The following is a 14,832-nucleotide window of genomic DNA, read 5'->3' on the forward strand; positions in this document are numbered from 1 at the left end:
CGATTACTCCGTATCAAAGTAATGCAGGCGCTTTATGCGCTTCGGCAGGCAGAATTTTCTAACCAGCAATTAGCTCTGGACGGTATAGCCGATCTGTTTCAGCCCGATCTGAACTCGATGGAGCCTCAGAACAAACGACAACTAGAAGGCTTTCGTAAGTTGGCTGGCGTTCTCTTCGAAGAAGCCGTTAAAGCCAATCAACCTGCCCAGGACGACGACGCGCCGACCAACGTTCTCAAAGCCGCCAACGACGGTTATCTTTTCTACCAGATCCGGTCCAAAAAAGACCGGCAGCATCTGGCACAGATGATGATCAAGCAGGTCAACGGCATCTACGAAGATTATATCCGGGTTCTTTCGCTGCTGGTTGAACTGGGTCACGCGGCTCAGATTGATAGCGAACGAAAATACCGCGACGTTGACGAAACGCCATTCCCGTTTGAATCCAATTTGAACAACAATACGGTAGTTCAGGCGCTGGCCAACCACCAGCCGTTACAGAATGAGATACTACGGCAGGGTATTACCTGGGCCGATGACCTGGGCTTTGTTCGCAAAGCACTGCGGGAAGTTCTGAAAACTGACGATACGTACCGGGCTTACTGCGAACAGCGGACGCATACCGAAGACGAAGATCAGGCACTGGCCCAGTACGTTCTGCGGACGCTTGTTTTCAAGAGCGATACCATCCGGGATTACCTCGCCGAAATCGACCTGAGCTGGACGGAAAACAGCGAGGTGGTACGCGGCTTAGCCATTCGGACCCTCAAATCAGCCCAGACGCCAACCGGCCTGAAACTGGAACCTCTTACCGATGACTGGGAGGAAGACGAGCGGTTTTTAAATACGCTGTTCAGTAAATCGCTGGAGAATGATGCCGACTACGAGCAATTACTGTCCGATCAATTAAAAAACTGGGACGTTGAGCGCGTGGCCGTTCTCGACAAAATTATTCTGAAACTGGCGGTCTGTGAGCTACTTAACTTTCCCGGCATTCCGGTTAAGGTGACAATTAATGAATATATCGAGCTGGCAAAAGCCTACAGTACGCCCAAAAGCGGTAAATTTGTAAATGGAATTCTGGATAACCTGTCCGAGAAGCTGCAAGCATCGGGCCGTCTAAGAAAGAGCGGACGTGGGTTATTGGATAATAAATAAAATATGAACGTTATATAATTGTGTTGTTATTAGATCGGACCTTTTGTCGACTTTTAACGCACAATTGTAGTGCATAAACCTTTTTCAGTTATGAGCAGAACTGGCCGCGACTTACTTTTTCTACTAGCCGGAGCCACCGCTGGAGTTGCTTTCGGCTTGTTATACGCACCTGACAAGGGCAAGATTACCCGGGATCGTATGTCATTCCGGCTTTCGAAGTACCGGGAGCAGATTGAACGTATGATCACAGACTTGATCGATTCGTCGGACATACCCGAAAATCTGTCAAGGAATGAAGGACAACGCGTTGTGAATGATGCTCGTGAGAAAGCAGAACGGCTACTGGAAGATGTAGACCGGCTGATGGCTCAGATCAAACAGCAGAACGCGTAAGGACGAATCACTGTCCTGCGGAAACAGCTTTGGCTAGCTCCGCAGGACTTTTTCAGTTAACCCATTATTCTCATCACATGCGGGCTACCCATTGGCTCCTTGTATTAGCTCTCGCTGGCCTGAGTGTCGGCCAGATGAGCTGCGACAACCGAAAGCAAGGCGAATCGGCGCAGGCAAGCGCGTCGGAAAAGATGCCCAAAATCACTTTCGCCGAAAAAGGCATTTATGACTTCGGTCAGATGACCGAAGGTGATACCGTCGAGCACAGTTTTGAATTTACCAACACCGGCGAATTCCCACTGATTATCAATAACATTACCGCTTCCTGCGGATGCACGACGCCGGAATGGCCTCGTGAACCAGTAGCTCCCGGCGCTAAAAGTTCGATTCGGGTGCGGTTCAACAGCCGGGGTAAACAGGGGGAACAGAGTAAAACGATTACGGTCTTTGCCAATACTGATCCGTCTATGACCGACCTGCAGTTCAAAGCGATGGTCAACCCCAAAGCCGACTCTACCAAAACATCATAAACTCACTGACGCATGCACGCTCTTTTATTACAGGCTTCCTCCGGTTCAACCACTTCCATGATTTACAATGTCGTGTTGTGGGTTGGTATTATCGGTGTTTTCTACTTTTTCATGATCCGTCCGCAGCAGAAAAAGCAGAAGGATCAGAAAAGCTTCGTTGACAACCTCAAGAAGGGGGATAGTGTCGTTACCATCGGCGGGCTCCATGGTCGCATTGTTGCCGTTGAGGGAACGACCGTAACGCTCGAAGTAGACCGGGGAGTTAAGATGGTGTTTGAGAAGACATCAATCTCGCGCGAAGCCACCGGCAAACCAACCGAGTCGGCCGAGAAATAGCCAACAGATCAAACTCATTTAAAGGGCGTTGCCGACAGTTTCCTGTCCAACGCCCTTTCTTTTCCTCTTTTTTCCGTTGTGATACCCAGCTCTAACGTTCGATCTTTTCAGCCTGCCCGGGCGCTGCTCTGCTTAGGAGCGGCTGCGCTTTTCTGGCTGCTGAACGCGCTCAACAAAACCGGTTACACCCGGAATGTAGCTTACCCAATTCACTTCGTTTACAACGACTCACTTTATATTCCCACTCAACCATTACCCCGTTCAGTGGTGGTTAATGTGTCGAGCGATGGCTGGGGTCTGCTGGGCCACACCTGGTTTCCCTTTCAGGTTCAGCCCGTGGACTATATCGTTAAAAATCCACTAACGGCCTCCCGGATTAACATGGCGACGCTCGCTAACGAGCTGGACGATCAGGTTAAGAAGATCAAAGTAAACTACGTCGTTTCCGACACCCTCGATATGGTGTTTGACCGGCGGGTTACCAAAACGGTTCGATTGATTGCCGACAGTACTCACATCAATCTGGCACCCCGTTTTATGGTCTCGAGCGTTATCAACCTGACGCCCCGAACAATTCAGGTAGAAGGCCCAGAACGGCTGATTAAGGGCGTACCCGATACATTAGTTGTTAAGGTTCCACGGAAACGAATTGCTGCCAATTATGACGAAGAAGTACTTCTGAATCAGTTCCGCCACCCACTGTTACGCACTAGTACCGACCGGGTTGGTGTCAGTTTTGAAGTAGGCGAACTCCTGTCAACTCCTTAATTCCCATGAAAACTCCACTTCAAATTGGTGTAACTGGGGGAATTGGTTCGGGGAAGAGCGTTGTTTGCCAAGTGTTTCAAATGCTCGGCGCGCCGATCTACGTGGCCGATGAGCGCGCAAAATGGCTCACAGAGCACGATCCCATCCTCAAGGCCGACATTGTACGGGTGCTGGGTCGGGATGCGTACGACGCAGCCGGTCATTATAACCGCGGCTGGGTAGCAGCTCAGGTTTTTTCAAATCCAGAGCTGCTGAGTCAGCTAAACGGTGTCATTCACCCCCGCGTCCAGGCTGATACAGCACAGTGGGTTCAGCAGCATTCGGGTAGACCTTACGTTGTTAAGGAAGCGGCTATCATGAAAGAGGCTGGACCAGCCAGCGGGCTAGACAAAGTCATTGTGGTACAAGCCCCGCTGAATGTACGCATTGCCCGCACTCGCCAGCGCGACCCCCATCGTTCAGAAGCGGAAATACGGAACATCATCCAGCGTCAGATCAGCGATGAGGAAAGGCTACTGTTAGCCGATTATGTCATCGATAATGATGAAAGTCGACTATTACTGCCACAGGTTTTGGCGTTGCACTCCCTTTTCTCCGGAACATCTCAATAGCGATACGTTTAGATCGTATTTTAGGCAGCTCATTAACAACCTGCTGCATGAAACGACTTTACGTACTACTAGCTGCCTGTACGGGCAGCTTCCTGCTCGGTGCTGCCAGTACCTCCGATGACAAAAAGCCAATTACCAGCGACATGGTGGCCGTCCTTGGTCAGATCATCGATCTGGACTTCACGCCCGCCGAGCGAGATTCGATGCTCGGTAACCTCAACAATTACCGGAAAGACTATGAAGCACTACGTAAAATCGATCTACCGAACGACGTAGCGCCTGCCCTGCTGTTCAACCCATTGCCCGATGGGTTCAAGCTTCCTTCGGGACCATCGTCCTTCAAGGCATCGCCAGTTAGCAAGCTGACGTTGAATCGCGCTGAACTCCCCTTTTACACGGTTACTCAGCTCAGTGAACTCATTCGGACGAAGCAGATTACGTCGCTCGAGCTGACGCAGTTCTTTCTAGATCGCCTGAAAAAATACAGTCCGCAGCTTTACTGCACCGTCTCTATTACCGAGCAACTCGCGCTGGAACAGGCCAAACGAGCCGACGCCGAGCTGAAACAGGGAAAATACCGGGGTCCACTGCATGGCATTCCGTATGGTGCCAAAGATCTGCTGGCTAAGTCGGGTTACAAAACGACCTGGGGCGCTACACCGTACAAAGACCAGACGATCAATATGGACGCTACGGTCATCCGGAAATTAGAAGAAGCGGGTGCCGTGTTATGCGGCAAAATGACGCTGGGCGCGCTGGCCATGGGCGATGTCTGGTTCGGTGGCAAAACCCGTAATCCCTGGAAACCCGAGACCGGCTCCAGCGGCTCCTCGGCGGGGTCAGCTTCGAGCGTAGCGGCCGGGTTGCTTCCCTTCGCTATCGGCACCGAAACACTGGGTTCTATCGTATCACCCTCCACAATTTGTGGCACGACGGGCTTACGGCCAACGTTTGGGCGTGTCAGCCGCCACGGGGCAATGGCCCTGAGCTGGAGTATGGATAAAATCGGTCCCATTGCCCGGTCGGTTGAAGATTGTGCGTTAGTGTTTAACGCTATTTACGGCCCCGACGGCCATGATTTAACCGTTCAGCACGTCCCCTTTCGTTACGCGACACTGACAACCCTGAAAGGCGTTCGGATCGGTTACGTGAAAAAAGCGTTCGACAGCAACTACGCAACCAAAGCAAATGACTCACTGACCTTACAAACGTTACGTCAACTCGGGGCCGAGCTTGTCCCATTTGATCTACCAACCAATGTACCAGCCGGCCGGATTTCGTTCCTGCTGGGCGTTGAAGCGGCCGCTGCGTTTGATGAACTGACCCGTTCTGGCCGCGACGATCTGCTGACCCAGCAGACAAAAAACGCCTGGCCAAATGCATTCCGATCGGCGCGAGCGGTTCCGGCAGTGGAGTACATACAGGCGAATCGGGCCCGTACCAAACTCATCAACGATATGGCAACGGTCCTCAAGACGGCTAAGGTTGATGTGTACATCTCCCCGACTTACGCGGGTGGCAATCTGACGTTGACGAACCTGACCGGTCATCCCTGTGTAGTGTTACCGAATGGTTTCAATCAGCAGCAGACGCCCAGCAGTATTACGTTCATGGGACAGCTCTACGAAGAAGGCAAATTACTGGCGGTTGCCAAGGTTTATCAGGACGCAACCGATTGGCATAAAAAGCACCCCACGCTACGGTAGATCAGCATTCTAAGCAACATCAAATACGCCCAGCAACCGGCAAACCTTTCCATTAACCATGTAGTTTATTAGACGAACGATAAACAACGTTATGAAAAGGATACTGATGATTGTTGGATTACTGAGCGTAATCTATGCCTGCTCACCCAGGGTGACAGTAGACAAAAACAACAGCGTAAATTTCGGCAAGTACAAGACCTACGCCTGGATGGATTCAGACATAAAAGCGGGTGAAAACCCACTTTATTACAACCAACTGGCAACCGAAAACGTCGAGAATACAATGTCGAAGGTGTTATCAGAAAAAGGCCTGAAGCCGGTTAGTGCCAGACCGGATCTGTTGGTAGGCTACCATTTCTTCGTAGAAGATAAAACACGTACGGTAGCAGCTCCAGCTTCGCCTATCTACGGTCCTTATGTGGGCTGGGGGCGTTGGGGCTACGGTGGCTGGGGACCCGGCTGGTGGGGCTTCGGTGGTCAGCAGTATTACCAGGAGCAATACAAGTCTGGAACGGTAGTTGTTGATATGGTCGACGCAAAATCTCGTCGACTGGTCTGGCGCGGATCGGTAGAAAATGCCGTTGGCAATCCAGCCCAGATCGAGAAAACATTGGCAAACCAGGTTGAGAAAATCATCGAAGAGTTTCCTGGCAAAGGTGAGAAAAGCGAATAGACTAATTGCATAAACGCAAGAGCCCCGATCAAACTGGTCGGGGCTCTTGCGTTTATAGACAGTCGGATTAGAACAGTTTTTCCGGGTATGCTTTTTCGTCGTATAGTTTTTGAAGAGCCGCCTGTACTTTCGGTTTATCATCCGGATACGTAACACCAAACCAGGTAGAGCTGCTCCGGAATACTTTGCAGCGCCCCGTCTCCGTCTGGATCAGGTTCGTCATGACGGTCGGAATATAAAACTCCGATTTTGGCGAATCGATATTAGCGTAAGCGAAGCTTTCGAACTGTTGCTCCAATAAGGGAAACACGCTAGGTTTGAAACCCCAAAAATTCATGGAAACGATTGTCTCTGGATCAAGATCTGTTAGTCCTTCGCCTTCTTCAAAGACAATCCGCCCGCTGGTTTCACCCGTTTTTTCTTCGTAAATCTTGGTCCGTTCGATCACTGACGCCAGGTTACCATCTTCCTGAACGCTGCAGATTCCCCGGGACACCGATCCGTTCTCCGATAGGGTCTTTTTCACCTCGTAGCCAACCATGGCGTGCAGCGAATCGTCGGTATCATTCTGGAGAAAATCACTGATGAGTTTAAAGGCTTCAAAGCCGTAGAAATCATCGGCGTTGATAACCGCAAAAGGCGTATGAGTATGGTCTTTAGCGCAAAGCATCGCATGCCCCGTTCCCCAGGGTTTCTTACGATCGATAACGGGAGCAAGTTCGGCGGGAACGAACGAGTCCAGTGCCTGAATAGCGTAATCAACCTCGATTTTACCGGCTAGTTTGCCAGCGAACACATCGTCAAAATCAGCTTTCAATTCTTCGCGGATAATGAAAACGACCTTACCAAAACCCGCCCGGATGGCATCGTGAAGGGAGTAGTCGATGATGGTTTCGCCGTTGGGGCCGAATTTGTCAAGTTGTTTAACGCCACCGTATCGGCTGCCGATACCAGCCGCCAGAATCAGAAGGGTTGGTTGCATTGTCTGTGTCAGAGATTCAGTTTGAAGCCTACCCGTACCAATGGATACAGGCAGTGCACCGTCAAAATTATAAAAAAGGCATTCGGCTACCTACAGCCGTGGCATTATCTAGCGACCGCCACGCTCATAGAGAGATAGGAAGCTTTCCTTTCTACTATACGGCCTCTGGCGGTAATTGTTCAGTTTCCCGAACAAGACGCGCGGGCAGCCGTTACGTTTACACGATTAACCATCAGAATCATGAAAAGCCATTTCTTAAGTCTGGCTCTGTTAGCCAGCACGATAACTCTCTATAATTGTTCGGGCAACAACAGCACCGACAAAGCGGAACAACTGAACGACGAACGAATCGAGAAGCAGGCCATTGCGATGGGATCAGACGCGAAAGAAGATGCCAAGCGTGTTGCCAAATACATAGTTCAGCTTTCGGCGGATCAAACTACCAGCCTGGAACTCTGCCGGATTGCCAGTCAAAAAGCGACAAACCCAGAGGTGCGCTCGCTCGCCCAGCAAACGATGCAGGCGCATCAGCAGGATGACCGTCAGCTTCGATTACTGGCGAAACAAATCAACGTACTTCTGCCAGTCGAGCAATCAAATGATGGAAAAAAGCTGATCGATAAGCTCAATGGTCTTGAGCGCGGTACGGCTTTCGATCTCGAATACTTAGACTACATGACGAAACTCACCGACAAAATGGTTGACGTTAGTGACGATCTGGCCGATACTGCACCAACCGACGACGTAAAGAAATTTGCCAAAGAAGCCAAGAGCAGCAACAAGGATCTTTATGACCGCGCCAAGCAGTCAAAAAACGCATTGGATTAAGCGCCCCCTATTTATTACGGAACCACCGGTTCCTTCTACAGCCTAGGCATAGTGTAGCCACAAACGACCCAGGAAAGATTTGTAAGCCGGCACAGGATGAATTATCCATAAAATACGATCTTTCAGACGGATGCACTGAAGCGTCACGTAATCTCCCTATTGCGGTAGCATGAAGAAAATATTGTTGACCAACCCGGCTAGCTTAACACCATTGATTGCTCGTCTGGCTCTAGGAATCGTGGTTTTTCCGCACGGAGCCCAAAAATTACTGGGTTGGTTCGGCGGCTCTGGTTTCGCCGGTACAATGGATTTCTTAACTGGCTCAGTTGGTCTCCCCTGGATCATAGCCTTACTAGTAATCCTTATCGAATTCTTCGGTTCGTTGATGCTCATCGCCGGGGCAGCCACACGAGTAGCCGCTCTGGGTATCCTGGGGAATTTTATCGGCGTCGTTTTGACCTCCCATTTAAACAGCGGCTTCTTCATGAATTGGTACGCCGAAGCCAACAAGGAAGAAGGCCTTGAGTATTTTATTCTGCTCTTTGGCTTGACCTTAATTACACTCATTGCCGGAGGAGGAAAAGCCAGTGTGGACGCAGCATTAACAAAAGATGCTGTGTAGTCACACGAGGGAACTCCGTTTTATAGTACAGCAAAAAGATCTATCTTATGCTTCATCGCCAGTAAGCCATCTCGGCTTGTTGCAGTACAAGTCTTCGGTTGCGACCATCAGCGTCAGCGACATACACGCTACGCTGCCCTGTTCCCGTGTTGTCTGTATTTGTAAAAATGAGGTACGCTCCGTTAGGCGAGAACTGGGGCTCCAGGTCGTTCGTCCCCGCCGGTTTGTTAGCCTGCCCCGACCCGCTGCTGCTCGTTTGCGAGCGCGATAAATCCGTGATGGCTGCTGAACTCAGGTCAAGCCGGTAAAGGCGGGCATCAAGCTGTCGCCCCTGCTCGTTCTGGAAATCCGTTGAGTCGGCAGAGAACACCAGTTGTCGACCGTTCACCGAAAACGCCGGATTGCCTACTCGGGCACGGCGTCGTGTATAAACAACCCGATTGTCGCTCCCATCGGGCGAGAAAACACTTAGTTCGTTATCGTACAAACCGGTGCCGGTAGAGCGAGCAGCAATCCGATTCCCCTGCGGTGTCCAGTCGCAACCAGCCCAGACACGGCCGCTACTAGCCTGCGCCACAGCCCGCAACCCTGTTCCGTCGGTGCGGACGACGTAAAGCCGGTCGTTACTGGGGTAGAGTAGCTGCGTACCATCGGGGGACCAGCAGAACGACAAGTCGGCCGCTGACAATCCGGCAATCGGTACCGACGTTACCTGCTGCCGACCACTTCCATCCAGATTCATCAGGTAGAGTTGCAACTCAGTATCTGTGTTGGAGATAAACGCAATTTTCTGCCGGTTAGGGCTAACAATTGGTCGCCAGTTACTGCCCTCGCGGGTAAGCTGATTGACAACTCCGTCCGCCGTTGCGCCAAAGATCTGAAACCGTCCGTTCATGCGTCGGGCAAATATGTAACTGTACTCCGGATACGTCCTCGTCTGGAACGACCAGATCGGACCGTTCACCGTGTTGATTTTATCGCTGACAATAATCTGCCATAGATAGGTCGTATTGTAATCAAGTCCACTAACGACAAGCGAATCCGCAGCCAAGCCTGTGTAAGACGCTGTGGGCGTTGCGGCTCCTGATTTGTACAGCAACACACTATAGGTCAACGTATCCCGATTAGGATCTGTCGACTGCCACTTGAGCGTAAGCGTTGTCGACTGAGCGGTGCTGTTCAGGGCCGGCGCTATCAGCGTTGGCGTGGTTGGTGGGCGGTTCTGCGTTTTGTCGTCGGTCAGGAGCAGCGTCACGATTGGCAATGTCCCCACCACTGCCGCCACCGTAGCGACCTGCGTACCGTAACCAGTTTTCGATGCTTGCACAGTGTAGTTACCAACCAAGACGCTGTCGAAGCGAAACGCACCGGCCGAGTCAGTTGCTACCACCCGATTGCCAGGCGTCAGTTTGATCGTGGCGTTACGTATTGGTTGCTGATTGACGCTATACAGCACCCGGCCCCGCACGGATGTCAGTTGAACGGGATCGATAAACGTTTCCTCGTTGCAGCCTAGCAAACCAAAAAGCACTACAAACAGAGTTAGAAATGAGAAAAGCGATTTCATAAGAGGCTAGTACAAGAGCGGAGGCTGATGAAGGAAATACAGAGCTAGTTCTTTCTCGTGATGCGAGTCGGTTTGGGGCGGAAGATGCTGCCGAGATTCAACGTGATCCCCAGCGTGCCCCGCAGGTAATAATCATTGCGCGTACCAGCCACCATACCGTCCAAGGCGTCCGTGAAAGGCTGGTTGTATGATATTGTCGACCGAAAGCCAATGAGGTCACCGGCTCTATATTGAACCCCTAAGCCACCCTGCGCCTGCATATGACGTCCGCCCTGCCAGTTGGTAAATGACGTTCCCGTTCGTGATATCACTCCGGCCCCCACAAAAAGCAGAGACGACCAGCGCTGAAAGGGCATAGGAACGAACACCAAGTTTCCCTCCAGCGAAGCAATACGCGTCGCGAAAGCGCCTTCACTGGACAGCAGGCCGGTAGCCCCGTTGATTTGGACGCCGAACTTTGACGTAAAATTCACGCCCAGCGACGCACCGTACATCCCTGTTATGCTACGCCGGGCGTAGTCTCCGTAGTAGCGCATAGCGCCGGCGTAGGGTTGTATTGTAAACAGGGGGGCGTTGATTTCGGGCCGCATTCCGTACACGTCGGTTTCGCTCATCCGTGTTTTCTCGCCCTCGTAAGCGTCGATCACTGTCTTCATCGGACCGGCTTCGTTATCAGCCGCAGCCCACAAGCCGTCACGTACGCCTTCTACGATCAATCCTTCCACGGCTTTCTCGATGGCTTCTGTCACGGCCATCTGCCCGGGTTCGGTGATCGTCAGGCCCGTTTCTGTTTCCAGCAGGCGTTTGAACGTAACATAGCGAAACAGGCTAGCGTTGACTGATTGCGACAGAATGGTTTTGGACGTGTAGATCGTCTTGAGAATCTTCCCGGTTTTTGTCGCTACGGCCCGCAGGTATACGGTTACCCGATCCTGCCGGTACTGAGCCGAACCACCAGCGCTGAAGTATTGCAGCCCACCACCACCGGTGATGATGTTGGCGTCGTAAGACACCACCCCGCCTTCCAGAATAATACCCGCAAAGAGCAACGGGGGCAGATTCTCGCCGTCTTTAAACTGCGCTACGCTCGACCGGACAATTTTACGTTCATTGAGCAGGTTGCTTACGTTCTCCCGCTCGATGGGTACAAACCAGCCGCTTTCTTCAAGCGCCTTCAGCAGAATATTCGTCGTGCCCTGGGTAACGGCGGTGGAGAAACCCGTCCCGGTTTCGGTCTGTTTGTACTGGCCTGTCAGATCACGGAATTTGTAGACAGCCGCGACGATTTTTTCCTTGGCGGGAGGCAACTGATGCAGGGTCTGGGTAGCGGGAGTTTCTTCACCCAACCGCGCCCGCCGGGGGCCGGTAGGCTGATAGAAAAATGCGGTGCAACTGCTCAGCAGACTCACGAGCGTAGTCATCGCCAGCAGACGGAGCAGGCAGTGGGTCAACATATAAAAAAGGTTATTATGGAGGAGAGGTTAGAGGTAGCTTACTCGGGAAACATCAGAAATACGGCACCGTAATGGAGGTTTCTCCCCCCTTTCCATCGACGATCCGTACGACCACACCATTGGTTCCGTTACTGATTTCTACCTGGAAATCGCCGAACGTGTAGCTACCCGGCTTTAGCGTTGACTCGCCAAACTGCTTGCTGATGAGGTTACTGGTGATGCGGCTCAATAACTGGCTTTGAAGGCTCTGCGCGTAGCTATCAAGCGTACTGGTTTGCGTCGTACCGATCGCGTTTTTCTTGGCCGTTGGGTCGGTGGTCCGGTCCTGCGCTTGGGCCGAGCTGAGTTGCCAGGCGTAATTGAACGTATTGCCACCGAAGTTGGGATTATTCGGCCGGTAGACGAAGCTCTGGCTGTAGCCGACGGTGGTCATTAGCGTCAGTCCCAGCAAAAGGAGCAAACATTTATGCATAGATGATACCTGTTTGACTGTTGATGATTGGTAGCTACGCACTCAAAAAATACCTGAGCCACGTTGGTCGTCGTTTTCGAGTGAGCGTTGCACCTCCTGATAATTCACGACGTATTGGTTGATCATCTCGGCAGCGTCGAACGCATAAGCCTCCAAAATGTCGGGGCGGGCCTGTACGTAATTCTGCCAAAGCACCTGCTCGTTAAGCGACACAACGATGACGGTGGTGCCAACGCCGAAAGCCGGTAACTCGTCAATCGTGACGACGAAAGCCGTTAGGTCAAGTTCGAGATTGGGTTCGATACGCTGGGTTGAGTCGGTTGGCGCAGGCAGGCCGGGAGCTTTGGGCAGTTCGGCGTAGCGTTTAAAAAAGGCTTCGTAAAAATCCCGGCCGATCTTACTGCGTGTCTGATCCAGCATTAGCGTCTGCGTTCCTTCCTCTTCCACCACCGTTTCGTCCATGACAGCTTCTTCGAGTCGACCCTCCAGATCAGGGTCCTGGGCGTAACATCCGTAGCCAAACAGCAGCAGCCAACCCGTAACTAGGCAAAAAATCCAGCGCATACGTCGTCTGTTATGGTCTAATCACCGGCCCGTTTTGGATGCGTACGGTTGCCCCACCCGACTGTTCGACTTTGAGATTGGCCACGCCCATACCTGCCGAGGGAACGGGAACGGTTAATCCATCGGCTATGATCGTGTTGTTACCGTTCCGTTGAATCAGGTCAAGGCGGGCGTTGCTGCCGGACAACCCCAGTAGGCTCACGACATCGCCCCCGCTCTGACTGACGCGCAGTTGGTTGTTGCTGCCGTCGAGCCCCAAGCTGAACCGATTACCACCACCGTCCTGGTTGAGTTGGAGCTGGTTAGCCCGACCCGTCAGTTGGACCGTAGCCACGTTCGCGCTGGCCATCTGCGTCAGACTGATTTGGTTTTGTGCGCCAAGGACTGCTATGGTAGCCTGATTGCCGGCCCCCGCCTGCTGGAGTGTGATCTCATTGGCCGGGGCGTTTGTGACAGGAGCACTGCTGTTCGTCAGTTGCCAAAATACCTCCGGCGACCTGGCGGGGTCGGTCTGAGCCCACCCCACCGAGCCTGTGACCAGTAACAGAAAGAAGGTGCGGAGGAGCATGAGATTAGCTGATACGTAAGCCTTGGTCGGCAGACTGCCTGCCGGCCAAGGCCTGTTTAGACCCGATAGTTACTAGTTAGTTCCGGTCTGGCTGATGGTGATCATGTTGCCGTTTCCGATCTGGCTGACGTTGGCAACGTTGGGAACATACCCACCGGCCGCACCCTGAATCCCCGAGTTCTGCGTCACAGTCAGAACGTTGTTATTACCCTGCTGGAGCGCATACGGGTTATCACCAAGTCCTTTGATCACATTATTATCGCCGATCATCTGCGTCAACGTCGCCTGATTCGTATATCCATACTGTTTCAACTTCGCCGTATTATTGCTATAATCCTGGTTGATCGTTGCTTTATTGCCGAAGCTATATTTGGCCGATGTACCATCGCCCTGCAGGATTTCGGCTGTGTTACCCCCCCCATTGGTCCGCACTAAGTTCTGGGTGATCGTGGCTGTGTTGTTATCCGCGTAAAACTCCGTGATGGTCGCCTTGTTCGAAATCCCCTTCTGATCGATACTCGCGTTGTTATCGAATGCATTCTTCTGGTTGATCGTTGCCTGGTTGGTAGTACCGCCCTGTACAATGGTGGCCTGGTCACGGCGGGCGTTATCCGTCTGATTAACAGTCGCCGTATTCTGTAGACCACTCTGCGTTACCGTCGCAACATTGTCAATTGCCTGATCCGTTTGATTCACGTTCACCGTTCCACCAGACGTACCCGCTAGCTGACTGACCGTGGCCTTGTTGCCAGTGCTGCTACGCTCCTGATGAATGTTCACAAAATCCCCAAAACCGCGCTGGGTCACGTCGACCATGTTGCTCGTCGCGTTCGCTCCCTGATACACATACGCACTCTCGTAAGACCCCTGAATCTGCTTGATGGTCGTCTGGTTCTTGTTCGACACGTCATCCTGCTTCACGAACGCGACGTTACCCGTTGTGGTCTGGATGATGGCCGCCTGGTTGTCATTACTCTTACCTTGCTGGCTAACAGTGGCCTGGTTTGCCGTAACCGGTGCGCTGGACGTTCCCTGGTCAATCGTAGCGACGTTGCGGGCCGACTCGTTCGACTGGTCAACCGATGTCTGGCGGCTGCTGCTAGCGTACTGATTGATTTTGGCCGAGTTACTGGATGAAGTATTGTTCTGGTAAATGTACGTGTTGGTATTGTTGCTGCCTTTCTGCATGATGTCGGCCCAGTTACCGCCCGCTTTTGTTACATCGGCTTCCGCAGTGGCTCCCGTCACCGCCAGCGAACCGCCACCACTGCCGTTGTTTTGCTGAACGGTTCCTTTGTTACCCGTGCCACCCGACTGCGAGACTGAGGCCCGGTTCGAGACCGCATTCAGGTTCTGCTGGATGGTGGCTTCGTTACCAGCCGACCCGGTACTGGTCTGGCTGGTCATGGCGTAGTTGCCCACGTTCGACCCACCCTGCCTGTCCTGGCTGATGGTCGATTTCAGATAGTTACCCGTTTGGGTCTGGGAAACCGTCTGACTATTGCCGACCTGGTTGGTGGTTGTGGTGTTGGTCTGGGCAAAGCCTGCTGCGGCAAAAGCCAGCAAAGCGGATCCGGTAAGAAGTACTTTTTTCATGAGT

General features: G+C 52.3%; 17 protein-coding genes. 10 read left to right on the top strand and 7 right to left on the bottom strand.

The window, feature by feature from the left end; translation table 11 throughout:
- The first annotated feature begins 21 nt into the window (after positions 1-21).
- From nusB to ACYVAD_RS03475, 8 genes are all read left to right on the top strand, one after another.
- Positions 22-1,158 (top strand): transcription antitermination factor NusB, encoded by a 1,137-nt coding sequence (gene nusB / locus ACYVAD_RS03440; protein ID WP_461138054.1) that lies wholly within the window; start codon positions 22-24, stop codon positions 1,156-1,158.
- A 90-nt stretch (positions 1,159-1,248) separates the two neighbouring features.
- Positions 1,249-1,551 carry a YtxH domain-containing protein gene (locus ACYVAD_RS03445; RefSeq protein ID WP_461138055.1) on the top strand — a complete coding sequence of 101 codons (303 nt, stop codon included), beginning with the start codon at positions 1,249-1,251 and terminating at the stop codon, positions 1,549-1,551.
- A 77-nt stretch (positions 1,552-1,628) separates the two neighbouring features.
- A complete protein-coding gene (locus ACYVAD_RS03450) occupies positions 1,629-2,081 on the top strand; it encodes a DUF1573 domain-containing protein (RefSeq protein ID WP_461138056.1) in 453 nt (150 codons plus the stop codon).
- A gap of 12 nt (positions 2,082-2,093) precedes the next feature.
- A complete protein-coding gene (gene yajC, locus ACYVAD_RS03455) occupies positions 2,094-2,417 on the top strand; it encodes a preprotein translocase subunit YajC (protein ID WP_461138057.1) in 324 nt (107 codons plus the stop codon).
- Positions 2,418-2,495: 78 nt separating this feature from the next.
- Positions 2,496-3,185 carry a hypothetical protein gene (locus ACYVAD_RS03460; protein ID WP_461138058.1) on the top strand — a complete coding sequence of 230 codons (690 nt, stop codon included), beginning with the start codon at positions 2,496-2,498 and terminating at the stop codon, positions 3,183-3,185.
- 5 nt (positions 3,186-3,190) lie between these two features.
- Positions 3,191-3,796: a dephospho-CoA kinase gene (gene coaE, locus ACYVAD_RS03465; RefSeq protein WP_461138059.1), complete on the top strand. Its 606-nt coding sequence runs from the start codon at positions 3,191-3,193 to the stop codon at positions 3,794-3,796.
- Positions 3,797-3,843: 47 nt separating this feature from the next.
- Positions 3,844-5,502: an amidase gene (locus ACYVAD_RS03470; RefSeq protein WP_461138060.1), complete on the top strand. Its 1,659-nt coding sequence runs from the start codon at positions 3,844-3,846 to the stop codon at positions 5,500-5,502.
- Between the two features lie 91 nt (positions 5,503-5,593).
- Complete coding sequence (locus ACYVAD_RS03475) at positions 5,594-6,175, top strand: DUF4136 domain-containing protein (protein ID WP_461138061.1); 582 nt, start codon at positions 5,594-5,596, stop codon at positions 6,173-6,175.
- A gap of 67 nt (positions 6,176-6,242) precedes the next feature.
- On the opposite strand, the gene ACYVAD_RS03480 is transcribed toward ACYVAD_RS03475, so the two are convergent.
- Complete coding sequence (locus tag ACYVAD_RS03480) at positions 6,243-7,157, bottom strand: nucleotidyltransferase family protein (protein ID WP_461138062.1); 915 nt, start codon at positions 7,155-7,157, stop codon at positions 6,243-6,245.
- Positions 7,158-7,397: 240 nt separating this feature from the next.
- Here ACYVAD_RS03480 and ACYVAD_RS03485 point away from each other — a divergent pair, with 240 nt between their 5' ends.
- Positions 7,398-7,985, top strand: coding sequence for a DUF4142 domain-containing protein (locus ACYVAD_RS03485; RefSeq protein ID WP_461138063.1), 588 nt, complete (start codon positions 7,398-7,400; stop codon positions 7,983-7,985).
- 169 nt (positions 7,986-8,154) lie between these two features.
- Positions 8,155-8,607 carry a DoxX family protein gene (locus ACYVAD_RS03490; protein ID WP_461138064.1) on the top strand — a complete coding sequence of 151 codons (453 nt, stop codon included), beginning with the start codon at positions 8,155-8,157 and terminating at the stop codon, positions 8,605-8,607.
- Positions 8,608-8,659: 52 nt separating this feature from the next.
- On the opposite strand, the gene ACYVAD_RS03495 is transcribed toward ACYVAD_RS03490, so the two are convergent.
- From ACYVAD_RS03495 to ACYVAD_RS03520, 6 genes are all read right to left on the bottom strand, one after another.
- On the bottom strand, positions 8,660-10,174 hold the full coding sequence (locus ACYVAD_RS03495; RefSeq protein WP_461138065.1) for a carboxypeptidase regulatory-like domain-containing protein: 1,515 nt from the start codon (positions 10,172-10,174) through the stop codon (positions 8,660-8,662).
- Between the two features lie 44 nt (positions 10,175-10,218).
- Positions 10,219-11,628 (bottom strand): CsgG/HfaB family protein, encoded by a 1,410-nt coding sequence (locus tag ACYVAD_RS03500; RefSeq protein ID WP_461138066.1) that lies wholly within the window; start codon positions 11,626-11,628, stop codon positions 10,219-10,221.
- Positions 11,629-11,680: 52 nt separating this feature from the next.
- A complete protein-coding gene (locus ACYVAD_RS03505; protein ID WP_461138067.1) occupies positions 11,681-12,100 on the bottom strand; it encodes a curli production assembly/transport component CsgF in 420 nt (139 codons plus the stop codon).
- A 42-nt stretch (positions 12,101-12,142) separates the two neighbouring features.
- Positions 12,143-12,664 carry a CsgE family curli-type amyloid fiber assembly protein gene (locus tag ACYVAD_RS03510; RefSeq protein ID WP_461138068.1) on the bottom strand — a complete coding sequence of 174 codons (522 nt, stop codon included), beginning with the start codon at positions 12,662-12,664 and terminating at the stop codon, positions 12,143-12,145.
- 10 nt (positions 12,665-12,674) lie between these two features.
- On the bottom strand, positions 12,675-13,232 hold the full coding sequence (locus ACYVAD_RS03515; protein ID WP_461138069.1) for a hypothetical protein: 558 nt from the start codon (positions 13,230-13,232) through the stop codon (positions 12,675-12,677).
- Between the two features lie 72 nt (positions 13,233-13,304).
- Positions 13,305-14,828, bottom strand: a complete 1,524-nt coding sequence (locus ACYVAD_RS03520) for a hypothetical protein (RefSeq protein WP_461138070.1) — start codon at positions 14,826-14,828, stop codon at positions 13,305-13,307.
- Between the last annotated feature and the right edge of the window lie 4 nt (positions 14,829-14,832).

The sequence above is a fragment of the Spirosoma pomorum genome (assembly GCF_054776615.1).